The sequence below is a fragment of the Natronoarchaeum rubrum genome, from assembly GCF_024494695.1.
The window spans coordinates 331,616-345,423 of the sequence record NZ_JANHDP010000005.1 but is presented as its reverse complement, the minus strand read 5'-3'; the positions used below and the strand labels follow the sequence as shown (position 1 = coordinate 345,423).

10 protein-coding genes are annotated in these 13,808 nt (G+C 67.0%); 3 read left to right on the top strand and 7 right to left on the bottom strand.

Translation table 11 applies throughout. The features are described from left to right. Nucleotides 1–852 precede the first annotated feature (852 nt). Complete coding sequence (locus NO931_RS15215; RefSeq protein WP_256393207.1) at nucleotides 853–1,161, bottom strand: non-histone chromosomal MC1 family protein; 309 nt, start codon at nucleotides 1,159–1,161, stop codon at nucleotides 853–855. A gap of 258 nt (nucleotides 1,162–1,419) precedes the next feature. Here NO931_RS15215 and NO931_RS15210 point away from each other — a divergent pair, with 258 nt between their 5' ends. After that, entirely contained in the window at nucleotides 1,420–1,617 is a 198-nt protein-coding gene (locus tag NO931_RS15210) for a hypothetical protein (protein WP_097009935.1), read from the top strand. A gap of 63 nt (nucleotides 1,618–1,680) precedes the next feature. Beyond that, entirely contained in the window at nucleotides 1,681–2,736 is a 1,056-nt protein-coding gene (locus NO931_RS15205; RefSeq protein ID WP_256393206.1) for a quinone-dependent dihydroorotate dehydrogenase, read from the top strand. 35 nt (nucleotides 2,737–2,771) lie between these two features. Here the strand turns inward: NO931_RS15205 and pheT are convergent, their stop codons facing one another. From pheT to NO931_RS15180, 5 genes are all read right to left on the bottom strand, one after another. Then, entirely contained in the window at nucleotides 2,772–4,529 is a 1,758-nt protein-coding gene (pheT, locus tag NO931_RS15200; RefSeq protein ID WP_256393205.1) for a phenylalanine--tRNA ligase subunit beta, read from the bottom strand. Beyond that, nucleotides 4,529–6,040 carry a phenylalanine--tRNA ligase subunit alpha gene (gene pheS / locus NO931_RS15195; protein WP_256393204.1) on the bottom strand — a complete coding sequence of 504 codons (1,512 nt, stop codon included), beginning with the start codon at nucleotides 6,038–6,040 and terminating at the stop codon, nucleotides 4,529–4,531. Before pheS ends, pheT begins: the two co-directional genes overlap by 1 nt. A 348-nt stretch (nucleotides 6,041–6,388) precedes the next feature. Next, nucleotides 6,389–8,032, bottom strand: coding sequence for a tryptophan--tRNA ligase (locus tag NO931_RS15190; protein ID WP_256393203.1), 1,644 nt, complete (start codon nucleotides 8,030–8,032; stop codon nucleotides 6,389–6,391). 86 nt (nucleotides 8,033–8,118) lie between these two features. Further along, nucleotides 8,119–9,156 carry a tRNA-intron lyase gene (gene endA / locus NO931_RS15185; protein WP_256393202.1) on the bottom strand — a complete coding sequence of 346 codons (1,038 nt, stop codon included), beginning with the start codon at nucleotides 9,154–9,156 and terminating at the stop codon, nucleotides 8,119–8,121. A gap of 72 nt (nucleotides 9,157–9,228) precedes the next feature. Then, the gene (locus NO931_RS15180; protein ID WP_256393201.1) at nucleotides 9,229–9,990 is read right to left on the bottom strand and encodes a PDDEXK family nuclease; all 762 of its coding nucleotides are present in this window, start codon (nucleotides 9,988–9,990) and stop codon (nucleotides 9,229–9,231) included. A 650-nt stretch (nucleotides 9,991–10,640) separates the two neighbouring features. Between NO931_RS15180 and NO931_RS15175 the strand changes: the two genes are divergently transcribed. Further along, the gene (locus NO931_RS15175; RefSeq protein WP_256393200.1) at nucleotides 10,641–11,297 is read left to right on the top strand and encodes an HAD family hydrolase; all 657 of its coding nucleotides are present in this window, start codon (nucleotides 10,641–10,643) and stop codon (nucleotides 11,295–11,297) included. Here NO931_RS15175 and NO931_RS15170 read toward each other — a convergent pair whose 3' ends face one another. After that, nucleotides 11,298–13,664, bottom strand: coding sequence for a DEAD/DEAH box helicase (locus tag NO931_RS15170; protein WP_256393199.1), 2,367 nt, complete (start codon nucleotides 13,662–13,664; stop codon nucleotides 11,298–11,300). Nucleotides 13,665–13,808 lie beyond the last annotated feature (144 nt).

Here is a 13,808-nt window from a genome sequence, read left to right as displayed (position 1 = left end):
AGCATGGCTAAATCGGATCCCCATAGCAATGGCCTCCGGCAGGATCAACCGGAATGTGCCTCTCTGGTGGGAGGCGGTGGGCGGGATGCTCCCCAAAGGGGAGCAACACCATAATGTGTGGTCCCCGTCAGGGACCACGATCGTCTATTGCATGGGTCCGTAGGTCGACGACATCGCTCGAACGGCCGGATGTCGCCGAACTACCAAGGCTAACATCAGATCCCATCTGTACGGCGGACCGCAGGGGTGGAATCCTCATTTTCTTCCGGACTTTTTGATACGCCCCGGAAGGGTGTTAAACCCTTCGGAGCGCGTCCGGCACGACAACGGATCGAGTTGAACGATCCGTCGATCGCATCGTGTCGTTCGCATCCAATCCGAGTACCCTGTTACACTTAAGGTCATCGGATCGTCCCCGGCGCCGTCAGGCGCCGAGGGGGAACGCTCGTACCTCAACAGTTCGAGCCTTTCCCACTTAATAGCGTCGGTTCGACGCCGCGTGGGAGTTTGCCCGACTGCGTCCGGAGTGATCCGGATGGGTCGCCGGAAACTGCAAGCCGGCGACGGGGTACGTCACGTCCTTCGCATTCATTCGGAGGCCGGTGGAACACTTAACGCCGTCGAACCAAACCCGCATCGGAAACGGCTACCGTGGCAGAGAATATCGAAGATCGAGACACTAAGTGACAACAGACATCTACGGACCAACAGGGCAGAAGCCGAACCGCTGACGAGCTCACGTGTCTCGGAGAGATCGCGCTCCGTCACCGACACGACTTGGAATGCACTACGGGACTACAGCGTCACACGATCGCGAAAATCTCTAGGTGTGAATCGTCGCCAGCCACCGAGTCAATCGTCGAGGTGTTCGATGCCCTGCTTCGAGACGTTGGCTTCAGTGATCTCGTCGGGCATCCAGTCGGGCTTGTCGTCGGGCGCCGTCTCGTGCCACGCCCAGCCGTCGTAGATGTGGACCTTGTCCGTTCCCTTCTCCCGAAGCCGAAGCTCGGTTTCGTCGGCGTCATCTTCCGATGGCGCCGGCTCGAGTCGACGGGCAGCCTTGAGAGCGGCCTGGCGTGGGGTGTTGCCGGAGAAGACGCTCGGTTCTTCACCGTCGGTGCGACGCAACGCGAAATTCCGCTTACCGTCTTCACGTACCATGATTTTGGTCCTCCATGCCAACCGAGCACATGCCCCATTATAAAGATATCCCCGACGGGACGCCGATCCGAAACATACTACATAAATTTTTTCCATGATATCCCGCAGTAGAGCGTGAAAACCACCAACGAGAGCGCCGTCCCCGGGACGTATCAGCCCGCTTTGACCTCGCGCGCGCAGCAGAACGAGACGGCGGCGCCACGACCGTAGAAAACACTTAAGTAGGTCGTACGGCGAACTTCGTTCTAGAATACCCCGATGGTACGGAAAAAGAAGCTCAGTCCCAGTGGTGCGAAAGACGAAGATGGCGAGTACCACAACGTACACATCAACATCCACGAGGACGAGCTGGCGGTCGCCGGGATGGAGATCGGCGACGAAGTGTTCGTTCGCGTGCGCGAAGATAAAATCATCATCCAGAAGGCGGATCAGGACGAAGTGGAACACGAGTTCTGAACGCCCCGTATCGTCGGCGGTGCTCCGAGGATTTTTTACACCCGCGCGAGGGGTTCTCCTACGATGAACGTCTACGACGTCGCGAAGCCGCTCCTCTTTCGATTACCGCCGGAGACGGCGCACAACCTGATCCACACGGCGATGCGTACAGCACAGGAGACGCCGATCGAGGACGCAGTCGAGCGCCGCTACGCCGTCGAGAACGATCGCCTATCAGTCGAGGCGTTCGGACTCGAATTTCCGACCCCGGTCGGCGTCGCCGCGGGATTCGACAAGAACGCCGAGGTTCCTCGAATGTTGGCCGCGCTCGGGTTCGGACACGTCGAAGTCGGCGGCGTCACCGCCGAGAAACAGCCGGGGAACCAACGGCCGCGGATGTTCCGGCTCCCCGAGGATCGCGCGCTGATCAACCGCATGGGCTTCAACAACCACGGGGCCGACGAGATCGGCGCGCGCCTGAAGCGACTCGACCTGCCCGACGTCCCGATCGGGATCAACATCGGCAAGTCGAAATCGACGCCGCTGGCCGAGGCCGCTGACGACTACGCCTACACGTACGAGCGCGTCGCCGAGCACGGGGACTACTTCGTCGTCAACGTCTCCAGTCCCAACACGCCCGGACTGCGCGAGTTGCAGAACCGCGACCATCTGGAGTCGATCCTCGGACGCCTCGCGGACATGGGCGCCAGCCCGCTGCTGGTGAAGCTCTCGCCAGACCTCCCCGAGGCGGCCATCGAAGACGCGCTCGCGGTCGTCGACGACCTCGATCTCGACGGCGTCATCGCCGTGAATACGACCACGGAGCGAAGCGACGAACTACAGAATCCGAATCAGGCGGAGCAGGGAGGGCTCTCGGGTTCCCCCATCGAGGATCGAGCGACCGATGCGGTGCGGTTCGTCGCCGAACGGACCGACGTGCCCGTTATCGGCGTCGGCGGCGTCTCCAGCGCCGAGGGAGCCTACGAGAAGATCCGCGCGGGTGCGAGCATCGTCCAGCTCTACACGGGGCTGATCTACGAAGGACCGGGTCTCGCGAGAGAGATCAACGAGGGACTGCTCGGCTTGCTGGACCGGGACGGCTTCGACTCAATCGAAGACGCCGTTGGCGCGGACCTCTAATCGCCACAGCGTCCGCACTCTTTTGTCGGAAGCCGCTACTGCAGGGCGTCCAGCCGAAGCTCGAACGCCGCCACCGGCAGCTCTAGATCGTGCTCGACGAGCACCTCGGGGTGGATCTCGCCGATCACACCGACCGACTCGCCGTCGATCACGATCTCGGCGGTGCGGCCGTCGATGAACGAGGGGTGACTCGTCGGCGGCGTCTCCAGATCGACGCCGAAGTTCCGCGCGAGCCCCTGCAGGCGCGCCTTGGCGTCCTCGTAAGAGGCGTCGTGACGCGCCAGTGCGCCGGCAACCGTCCGTCGCTCCGCGACGTTGGTGTTCTCGGACTCGTCGACGTGGGCGGCCAGACCGATCTCCGCGAGATCCTGAGGGTAGCTCCGGTGGGTGTTACGCTCCAACACCATCAGCAGCGACGGGAGCGCCCAGGTGCGCAGCATCGTGTAGTCCTCGCTGTAGGGGTTCTTGATCGTCGTCGGACGCCCGGCGCCGACGGCGTCGTCGCCCCGATCGAGGCCCATCCGGTCGAAGTTCTCGGCCTCGTTGATCATGTGGAAGTTCAGCATGTCCTCGAAGCCGAGCCCCACGAGCTGCGTGCGGACGGCGTCCTCCAGCCGGGAGCGTTCGTGGCGCCCACCGACCGTACTCACGTCGGGATAGCGCGGCTCCAGCTCGTTGAAGCCGAATGCACGGCCCGCGTCGTCCACCAGGTCGAGGGGATGGAGCACGTCGACGCGGTACGGCGGGATGGAGACGTCGTAGACGAGGGCCTCACTCTCCTCGTCCGTCGCGGCGTCCAGCCCCGACCGCTCGAACAGGTCGACGACCTCTTCGGGGTCGAGATCGACGCCGAGGAGCGTCTCGATGCGATCGTGCGAGACCGATTTTTCGGCGACTTCGAAGTCGGGCCGGTGAAGCTCGCGGTCGGGGTAGTCCACGACGACGTCCTCGATCGTCGCGCCGCGGGCGTCCAGCGCGTAGCAGACGATCGCGCACATCCGGTCGATCGTCCACTGGTCGGTGCCCGTCAGCTCGACGAACAGGTCGCGCGAGTCGGTAGTCACCTCGGTCCGCCGACCGTTGATCACAGGCGGGAACGAGAACAGCCCGATATCGTCGTAGATCGCGGGGTAGCGGTCGTACTCGGAGACCAGATCGGCGTACGTCTCGCCGGTGGGATGTTCCTCGAGCACCTCGCCGGGCGTCAGCTCGGCGTCGCTATCGAGTGGGACGAACCGATCGCCGTCCGGTTCGACGCCGGTGTAGCGGATACTCTTGTTGGGCGCCGTCGCGCCCGCGTCGGGATCGACGAGGTCGTCGTCCGCGTCGTCGACTTCGACGGCCCCGCCTTTCAGCATCGTCAGGTCGTGGATGCCGATGGCGCCCTTGGCGCGCTTGCGCCCCATCGTGGCGTGGAGCTTCTCCTGAAGCTGGATCAGCGAGTCCAGCGCGTCCTCGTCCAGATCGACGCCGCGGATCACCGCTCCGGTGACGTAGGGCCGTTCCTCGGGGACGGCCTCGTCGACCTCGATCGTCCAGTCGGCGTCGTTCGTGTTCGGGACGTACACGCCCCGGTCGTCGCCGTAGTGGTAGCGCAGCGATCGGGCGATCCCCTCGACCGAGAGGCGATCGAGCCGGTCGGGCGCGAACTCAAGTTCGAAGCCGCCGTCCTCCGTCTCGCCCTCGAACTCCAGTCCGAGGCCGAACAGGTCCTCCTTGAGTTCCTCGTCGTCCTTCTCGTCGTGGCCGGTCAGGTCGCGCAGTTCGTCGGGATCGACGTCTACGGTTGGCATCAGTACATCACCTCGGTGTCTCGCAGCAGTTCAAGATCACACAGCGTCCCGTGGACGTCGCGGATGTCCTCGAAGCCGTAGATGAGCATGAGCAGGCGCTCCAGCGACAGTCCCCAGGCCATCACGTCGGCGTCCTCGACGCCGAGCGGCGCGAGCATCTCCTCGCGGAAGATTCCCGAATTTCCGACCTCGATCAGTTCGCCCGTCTCGGGGTGGGTGCCGAACAGCTCGAAGCTCGGCTCGGTGTAGGGATTGTAGTGGGGCTTGTACTCCAGGTCGGTGATGCCGAACTGGGCGTAGAACTCCTCGAAGGTGCCCATCAGGTCACGCACCGAGAGATCCTCGGCCATCACCCAGCCCTCGATCTGGAAGAACTCCAGCAGGTGGGTCGGGTCGAGCGTGTCGTTGCGGTACACCTTCTCGACGCTGAAGAATCGCTGGGGCGGTTCGAGTTCGCCGACCTGCTCGCCCGAGAGATATCGCGTCGACAGCGAGGTGGTGTGCCCGCGCAGCGCGAGCGCCCGCGCGAAGTCCTCGTCCCACGGCGAGTGGTAGCCGTCGCCGTCCGGTCCGACGCCGTTGCGGTGGGCGTCCTCGACGCGGTCGACGAGGTCCTCAGGAAGCTCGTCGATCTCGCGGGGCTGGTCCATGGCGAACCGGTCCCAGTGCGTCCGTGCGGGATGGTCCTGGGGCATGAACAGGCAGTCGTTGATCCAGAAGTCGGCGTCGACGTGAGGGCCTTCCATCTCCTCGAAGCCCATTCCGACCAGCACGTCCTTGACGCGATTCGCGGTCTGGCGGAGGATGTGTTCCTTCCCGCCGCCGACCTCGGCGGCGTCTGCCTCGACGTTGTACTCGCTGAACTCCACGTCGCGCCACTCGCCGCTCGTGAGCATCTCGGGCGTAAGCTGGCCGACGGACTCGGTGGCCTCGACGCCCTCCATCAGCGCCGTGACGCCGTCGTCGGTCAGTCGAACCGATCGAACCGTGCGCTCGCTGCGCTCGACCAGTCCGCGGCTGTCGAGCCGATCGAGCGTGTCGTCGTCGACGTCGGCGTCGCCAGCGGAGAGTACCGTCAGGGCTGCAACCTCGGGATCTGTCTCGGAGTCGGCGTCCGCGTCGGCGGTGATCTCGCCGCTGTCGATCGAGCCGTACCCCTTGCGGGCGTAGTTCGACAGCGCGATGTCGACTTCCTGGCCTTCGAGGCCGGAGGCGCCGATCGCCTGGCCCATCTGGACCGGCGACTCGTCGGCGCCGAGGTCGAGCGCCGCCTCGTACAGTCGAACCTCAGGGAGCCCCTCGTCGAGGTACTGGCGCCCCTCGTCGGTGAGCTCGACCGCTTCTTCGGTCGCCGACTCGACGGCGACGAGGCCCTGCTCTTCGAGATCGAACGCCGCGCCGGTGATCGTCTCGGGCTTGTGCCCGGTGGCGTCGGCGATATCGTCGATCGTCTGTGCGTCGTCCGCGCTCGCGGTCTCCAAGACCGCGACCTGTGCGTCCGGGAGTTTCATGGGTTCATTGTTGGATCAACCGCTCGGTCGTCAGTTACCGGTTCCGGTCTGGAACGGCATCGGTGCGGCTCTTCTCGGATCGGTTTCGTCCGGGGTGCGGCGTCGAGACGCCGTCGCGCCGCGGAGTCCACCGGCCCTAGGCCGCGACAAAAAAGCCGAACCCCGCTCTGGCCGCGCGTGCCTTGCTGTCGACGCGAACGTCGGCGTGGGGTTCGAACGCCATGTGCGAACGGTTGTGAGGGGTTCTAAAAAGCGTTACGCGTTCGTCGGCGTGCGCTCGCCGCGTCGACGCGCCGAGCGTGGCGTCGAGACGCCGCGGCGGCGTCTGCCGCTCCCGGCCACTGGAGGCTACCGCTTCCGGTCGCTGTCGAGATCGATGTCGAGTTCGTCGAGCTTCTCGGCCCACTCCTCGCGCTTCTCCTGGTGGTCTTCGAGGAACTCCGTCATGAGCTGGGCGGCCTGCTCCTTGCAGTCGCCACAGAGCCGCTCGCCGCCGACGCACTCGTCGTACACCTCCTTGGCGAACTCGTCGTCCTCGCCCGCGAGCAGGTAGGCGTACAGCTCGTACACCGGACACTCGTCGGCTTTTCCGCCTTTCTCGCGCTGTTCCTCGGCGGACTGTCGTCCTCCCGTGGTGGCCGATTTGACCTTGTCGTAGCCGTCCTCGGGATCGTCGAGCAGCGAGATGTGGCTCGCCGGGATCGACGACGACATCTTGCCGCCGGTGAGCCCGGTCATGAACCGGTGGTAGATCGACGACGGCGGCCGGAAGCCGTAGCCGCCGTGGTCGAGTTCGACCTCGCGGGCGAGTTCGTCGGCCTCCTCGCGGGAGAGCTCGAACGTGTCGATGTGGGCGTCGTAGACGCGCTTCTCGCCGTCGACCGCCTCGATGAGCGCCTCGAAGGCGTCCTCCGGGGCGTGCTGGTCGAGGAAGCGAACGCGCGGCCGGACCGGCTCCATCCCCGCGGCGTCTAACTTCTCGATCGCGGTCTGCCGGGCGTCGTCCGGCGCGGGCTCGTGTTCGCGAAGCCAGTCGGCGGCGTCCTCGCAGCGCACGTCCTCTGCATCGTCGTCGGTGCGGACGTCCTCGCCGCCGAGGTCCTCGTAGGCCTCGCCGATCAGCCGGCGCTCGGTCGGCGTCGCCTCGAAGCTGGCGTACGCCTCGGTGACGCCGAAGTAGCGAGTGCGAGCAGCCAGATCCCGCGCCAGCCGCATGTGGGGGTCCTGATCGGGGCCGACCGGGATCACCGTGGGCTTTGGCTCGTCGGCGACCTGCGGGTAGAGGATGTCGGCCATCTGCGTGACGACCGACTGCATGTGGCTCACGTCGGTCTCGCCGTCGAAGCCGTAGATCGATCCCAGCTCCGAGAAGTTCGCCTCGGCGCCGAGCTCGAAGGCCAGATCCTGCACTTCGCGGTTGTCGGACTGACGATACAGCGTGCCTTCCTCGGGGTCGAAGCCGAGCGCCAGCAGCGAGAGCACGTAATCGCGGGCGTGCTCGTCGATCTCGTCCCACGTCATCCCGCGGGCGCTGTGGGCTTCGAGGTCGGCGATCAGGCCGTAGGCGTCGCCGCCCCGCTCCTGGTGCCAGATGATCTCGTCGAACACCAGCTTGTGGCCGATGTGCGGGTCGCCCGTGGGCATAAAGCCCGACAGCGCGGCGAACGGCTCGCCCTCGCGCATCGCCTCGGCGACGGGCTCGTAGTCGCGGTGGCCGAAGATCACGCCCCGGCGCATCAGGTAGTGCGGCGAGGGGACGCCGTCGAGCAGGTCCTCGAACTCCGCGATGCCGAAGTCCTCGAACAGCTTCCGGTAGTCGGCGACCGAGGACGACCCCCACGGGTCGAGCGCGACCTCGTCGGCGCCCGCCGCGGCGCTCGTCTCGCCGCCATCAGAGCGGAGCCCCGACGAAGAGCGCCAGCGCTCCCCGTCCGAGGAGGGCTGGTCGGACGGCGATGCGCCGGTCTCGTGGGAGTCAGCGTCTCGACTCATACGATACGCCAGAGTCGACGCGGGGAGCGCATAAAGCCGTTGTTTCGGGCGACGGGACGGAGAACAAGACAGTGAGCGACCGCCTCTCAGGGCGTGATGCGCCCGACGCCGAGCCACGCCAGCTCGTCGCCGTCGGGGAGCGCGAACACCATCTCCTTGCGGACGCCGTGGGCCAGGCGCACGTCCAGCGAGAGGTCTCGCGGCGCGAACGCGTAGCCCGGCGGCAACACCCTGACGAGCCGCTCGGAGTGGCTCAGCTGCTCGACCGACTCGACGTCGGCGTACGTCCGGAAGTCGGCGCCGAACTTGAACCCGGTCTTAGGGACGACGCCGCGGTCGCGCAGGACGGCGTACGTCCGGAGCCGGCGGTCGAACCGCTCGCCCTCGACCGCGCGGCCGCGCTCGACGACGGCGTCGTAGCCGCCAGGCACGTCGATCGCGCCCGCGGCGGATAGTTGGGCTGCTTCGACCAGCGAAAGCTGGAGGCCCTGCTCGTCGGCCGGCTCGCGTCCCGCGAGGGGTTGGCCGTAAAACCCGCTCTCGTGGAGTCGCGTCGGCGGCTCCCAGCAGATCGCCCGGTCGTCGAACAGCGCCGTCGGGACGCCCTCGGGCAGGTCGACGGTCGTGGATCCGGAGGGGTCGGGCCGGCTCGTCTCGAAGTAGGTGATCTCGCTCTCCTCGTCGACGATCGCGAGCGTGCAGTCGCCGAGCGAACTCGCGGGAAGTCGCTCGCGCTCGCCGACGACGCGGATCCGGTAGGCGATTTCGCCGGCGTGGCGGTCCTTCCCGCGCGGGTAGACGACGAAGTCGACGTTCTCGGCGTCGGCGGCGTCAGGCGTCCATTCTCCGCGGGCCGGCGAGAGGTAGAACCCGCGGGCGCGCAGGTCGGCGTACACCAGAAACCGGAGTCCGAACCCCTCGGCGTCGGCGCTCGCGAGGAACTCGCGGAACCCGTCGCCGTCGACCGCGTCGAGGTCGCCGCGGAACAGGAGGTGGGCTGCCTCGACGGGGGCGAGCGCGATCTCGTCGCCGTCCAGCGGGTAGCCGTACCCCCGCGCGTCGTAGAAGCGCTGGCGAGCGTCCTCGGCGACGCGGACGACGCCGTCCCGGCGTGTGCCGTGCATACTCCCTCTCGCCGTCGGGTCGGCAAATGCGTGACGGTCGCGGGGCGGCGGGTGTGACAGCGGCAGCCGCGGTCAGCCGGCCAGCTCGCACGTCGAGTCCAGACAGCGATTCCGACTGCCGGCGTCGAACAGCGGCAGCCCGCAGGGACAGGTGCCGACGACCGTGCCGGCGGGGATCGCAAAGCTCGCTTCGCAGTCGGGATGGGAGTCACAGCCCGCGAGCAGGCCGCCCCTGCGGAGGATCCGCAGGTCGTCGCCGCAGTCGGGGCAGTCCCACGCGCGGTCGAACTCGTCGCGGACGGCGGCGTCCAGCGACTCGCAGTCGCGGTCGAGACAGAGATCGAACGGGACGCCACGCTCGACGCGCATTCGCGGGAGGCCGCAGTCGCAGGTCTCTCCACGGACGCTCGCGCCGGCCGGCAGCCCGTAGCGCTCGCCACAGCCCAGACAGTTGACCGCGCCGCCAGCCCGGACGAGCGTGCGCTCGCAGTCGGGACACTCGCCGATCGGACGACCGGCCTCCGTGGCGGGGTAGCTCCCGTAGCCGTCCTCGGTGTGGCCGACGACGCGCAGACGCTCGTCGCCGGATTGGGCGGTGAGCGAGAAGCCGCCGTCCCGGGCGCAGGAGACGGCGTCCGCGCGGGTGAGCCACGCCACGGGCTGGTAGCCGTCGGCGTCGTGGACCAGCACGGTGTTGTCGGGCTTGACGACGACGGCGACGTGGCCGCGGTGCTCCTCGCGCTCGTCGCCGTCGTATATGGTGGTGCACTCGCCGGCCAGCACGCGGATCGATCGGGTGGGATCGCGGGGGTGGGCGTCCGTTGTCTGGGACATGGGGCGTCTGGCTCCGTTTCCGGTGTTAAAGGTGTGGAGCGGTGGAGCGAATCGAGGGGACGACAACGCTACGAAAGCCCTCAGCCCGCCTGTAGCAATGGCAACTGCGGTGAACACCACTACGAAAGCCCTCGGCGCGCTCCGGTCGCGCGGCTCGCCCTTTCAGTCCGCCAGGCCAGCACCGCAACCGCAGTGCGCGGGTCGCTTCGCGACCACGCGTGACCCGGCCCTCCCCCGTGGGCGCGGCATGAAGCCGCGCCCGGCCACGCGGGTGCAGTGGCGCACACTGGCGGGCGCTCCGTCGCCCGCCGACACTGTGCGAGGGATGAGTAGCGCAGGCGCACCGCGCCGAGCAACGCAATCGGCTGGGGAGGTCGAGGCTAGCGGTCGGGTGGGACTGAAAGGGGCCGGCGCGCTCGGCCCGGTGAGACGACGCAAGCACCGCAGTCCGTCAGCTCCGCTGACGCAACAAGGAGCACAGCGAGTCGCAACCGGTCGAGCGCGCCGGGGGCTTTCGGAACGTTGGAGACAGCGGTTGCTGTTCCAGAGAGCACCACAAGTGCAGGTGCAATCTCCAACTCCTAACCCGAACCCAGCACGAACCGCCGCGACGCCACCCTATAACCCGCCGCCCGCTCTACGACCAGATAATGAAAGCAGTCCTGTTCGACATGGACGGCGTGCTCGTCGATTCCGAGGAGTACTGGGTCGCGCTCGAAGAGGAGGAGGTCCTCCCCGAAGCGGTCGGCGAGGGCGTCGTCGACGACGAGGAAATCACGGGCATGAACTACCGCGAGATCCACGGCTACCTCGACGAGCACTACGGCGAGCACCTCGACATCGGCCGCGAGGAGTTCGAGGCCTACTACGAGGATGCCGCCGAGGACCTCTACAGCGAGCGCGTCGACCTGATCGAGGGGTTCGAGGCGCTGGCCGACGACCTGCGCGATCGGGGCGTCCGCACCGCGGTCGTCTCGTCCTCGCCGATCGACTGGATCGGCATCGTCGTCGATCGGTTCGGGGTCGACGAGCACTTCGACGCGCTCGTCAGCGGCAACGAGATCGACGGACGGAGCAAGCCCGAGCCGGAGGTCTACGAGATCGCTGCCGCGGAGGTTGGCGTCGATACCGCCGACTGCATCGCCGTCGAGGACTCCGAGAACGGCGTCGAAGCCGCGAACAGGGCCGGGATGGAAAGCGTCGGCTACCGGACCGAGATCAACCAGGGGATGGACCTCTCGGAGGCAGATCACGTCGCCGAGGGCCCGAAAGAGCTGCGCGGACTGTTGTTGGAACTGACGAACTAATTACTCCACTCGAACCGTTCGCGAGTCCCGCACCGGCAACAGCGGAAGCTCCGGGAAACACACCTCGACGGTGAACTCCATCGGGCTCTCGCTCCCACCGAAGACGCCGACCGGAACCTCCACGGGCTGGGAGAGGTACGCCTCGGTGGCCGTCATCTCCACGTCGTTCACAGTTACGCGCACGCCCGCCTGCGCGCTGCCGCCCGCGTTTGTCACCGTCACCTCGCACATCTCGTTGTCGCCCTGCGCGATCGACTCGGGGAACTGGCCCCACTCGATCCCGACCACCGGAAGCTCCCCCGCGGAATCGACGACGCGCTCGGCGACGCCCTCGGAGAGTCCAGCGGCCACTAACCCGTCCACGCCGGCCGACTGGACGTCCGCCGGCGTCGTCATACCCTCGGAGGCCAGTTTGCTCGCACGGCCCGAGCCGATACCGTCGACCGCTGTCAGCCCGACGGCGTCCGAACTGACGCCGTTCTCCAGGCGCGCCTCGATCCGGCGAGCGAGATTAGCAGCTCGCGGATCGGCGAAGCGCCCGAAGAACGCCTGCAGCGAGGAGAGCAGGCGGACCGCGTTCTGGCGGATCACCCACGCGTCGCTGGACAGATCCGCGGGCGTCGACCCGGTCATCGAGGAGTGGAGAATCGCGAGCACCTTGCGCTGGCCGGCGTCGACGTCGCCCACCTGCTGGCCCGACAGCACTGCGGAGATGGCGTCGCGCTCCGCGGAGCGAGCGGTGACCGAGTCGAACTCGCCTGCCGTCGCGACAGCTTCGAGTACGGCGTCGACGTTGATCTCGTCGCCGGTCGCGACGGCGTGAAATCGCTCGGCGGTGTCGAGTCTGAGGTAGTACTTCGAGGCCAGCGTCCCCAGCGCCGTCGAGTCGACGTGCAGTCCCTCGGTCTCGACGAAGCCCCGTTCTTCGAGGCCTGCAAGGGCATCGCTGACCTGCTCGCGTAGCGCGTCGTCGAACGCGGCGTCGTCGAGGTCACCGAAGCCGTACTGCTCGGGGACGGTCCGGGCCCGCCGATAGTAGAAGGTCGTCTCGACCCACTCGACGATGTCGTCGACGTCGTCGATCGTTCCCATCGCGATCTCGGCGTTGAGATGGGAGTCCAGATCTTCCGCGAGACGCGACTCGATCTCCTTGCCGTCCCGGAGCAGTTTGCGGTACTTGTCGGCGTCCGAGCGATCGCAGACGATCCAGCCGTAGCCCACGTCGTCGTAGCCCGGCCGGCCCGCGCGCCCGAGCATCTGGAGCACGTCCAGCGGGCTCATGTCGACCTCGCCCTCCAGCGGGTCGTGGTACTTCGTGTCCCGGATCACGACGCAGCGCGCGGGGAGGTTGACGCCCCACGCGAGCGTCGACGTCGAGAACAGGAGCTGGATCTGGCCCTGCTTGAACCACTCCTCGATCAGGTCCTTGTCGTTCTTCGAGAGCCCCGCGTGGTGGAAGGCGACGCCGTCGAGTGCGGACTTCCGGAGCGTGTCGTTCTCGAGTTGCTGGGTCTCGGTGTGGTAGTCGTAATCCCCGCGGGCGCCCATCGAGAGGTCGCGCTCGGCGATCTCGTCGCGGGCTTTCTTGGCGGCCTGGACGGTGTCCTGGCGCGAGGAGACGAACACGAGCGCCTGCCCGCCGTCCTCGATGTGGGGTTCCGCGAGGTCCAGCGCCCGGTAGAGCCGGCGGTACTTGTCGGCGAAGGAGTTCTCGCCGTGGGTGTAGGTTCGAACGTCGGCGTGCAGGTCGACCGGGCGGTACTCGTCGCCGAACTGGAACGTCGTCTCCTCGGGCGCATCGAGCCACGCCGCAACGTCGTCGACGTTCGGCATCGTCGCCGACAGCGCGACGATCCGCGGGTCGCAGAGCCGGCGCAGTCGCGAGATCGTCACCTCCAGCACGCTGCCGCGCTTTTCCGAATCCAGCAGGTGGACCTCGTCGATGACGCAGACGTCCACGTCGGTGATAAACGAGTAGCGGCGCGTGTCGTGCTTGCGGGTCGCCGAGTCGGCCTTCTCGGGGGTCATCACGAGGATGTCGGCGCGCTCGGCGCGGCGGGGGTTCAGGTCCCGTTCGCCCGTGACGACGTACACCGAAAAGCCCAGTTCCTCGAAGCGCTCCCAGTCCGATTCCTTCTCGTTGGTCAGGGCGCGCAGCGGCGCCATGAACAGCGCCGTTCCGCCGTCCGCGAGGGCCTTGCAGATCGCCAGCTCGGCGAGGGCGGTCTTGCCGCTGCCGGTCGGCGCGCTGGCGACGACGTTCTCGTCGGTGTCGAGGATCGGGCGGTACGCCTCGCGCTGCATCTCGTTGAACTCCTCGAAGGCGAAGGCGTCCGCGAAGTCGGGGAGAACCTCGGCGACTTCCATCGTCACTAGGCGTGGGTCCGGGCGTCATATGCGTTTCCGTTGGCGAGTCCGCGGCGTCCCGATATCTATAGATCGGCGTCGTTCTCGACAGCGACGCTTCGGCGGCGTCGCGGCTGTCGGTATCCTCTCCGCGTTGTGGGTGGA

Excerpts from the sequence above, each read along its gene's own strand:
- NO931_RS15215 (WP_256393207.1), bottom strand. The coding sequence starts at position 1,161 with ATGGTACGTGAAGACGGTAAGCGGAATTTCGCGTTGCGTCGCACCGAC.
- NO931_RS15210 (WP_097009935.1), top strand. The coding sequence starts at position 1,420 with ATGGTACGGAAAAAGAAGCTCAGTCCCAGTGGTGCGAAAGACGAAGAT.
- NO931_RS15205 (WP_256393206.1), top strand. The coding sequence starts at position 1,681 with ATGAACGTCTACGACGTCGCGAAGCCGCTCCTCTTTCGATTACCGCCG.
- pheT (WP_256393205.1), bottom strand. The coding sequence starts at position 4,529 with ATGCCAACCGTAGACGTCGATCCCGACGAACTGCGCGACCTGACCGGC.
- pheS (WP_256393204.1), bottom strand. The coding sequence starts at position 6,040 with ATGAAACTCCCGGACGCACAGGTCGCGGTCTTGGAGACCGCGAGCGCG.
- NO931_RS15190 (WP_256393203.1), bottom strand. The coding sequence starts at position 8,032 with ATGAGTCGAGACGCTGACTCCCACGAGACCGGCGCATCGCCGTCCGAC.
- endA (WP_256393202.1), bottom strand. The coding sequence starts at position 9,156 with ATGCACGGCACACGCCGGGACGGCGTCGTCCGCGTCGCCGAGGACGCT.
- NO931_RS15180 (WP_256393201.1), bottom strand. The coding sequence starts at position 9,990 with ATGTCCCAGACAACGGACGCCCACCCCCGCGATCCCACCCGATCGATC.
- NO931_RS15175 (WP_256393200.1), top strand. The coding sequence starts at position 10,641 with ATGAAAGCAGTCCTGTTCGACATGGACGGCGTGCTCGTCGATTCCGAG.
- NO931_RS15170 (WP_256393199.1), bottom strand. The coding sequence starts at position 13,664 with ATGGAAGTCGCCGAGGTTCTCCCCGACTTCGCGGACGCCTTCGCCTTC.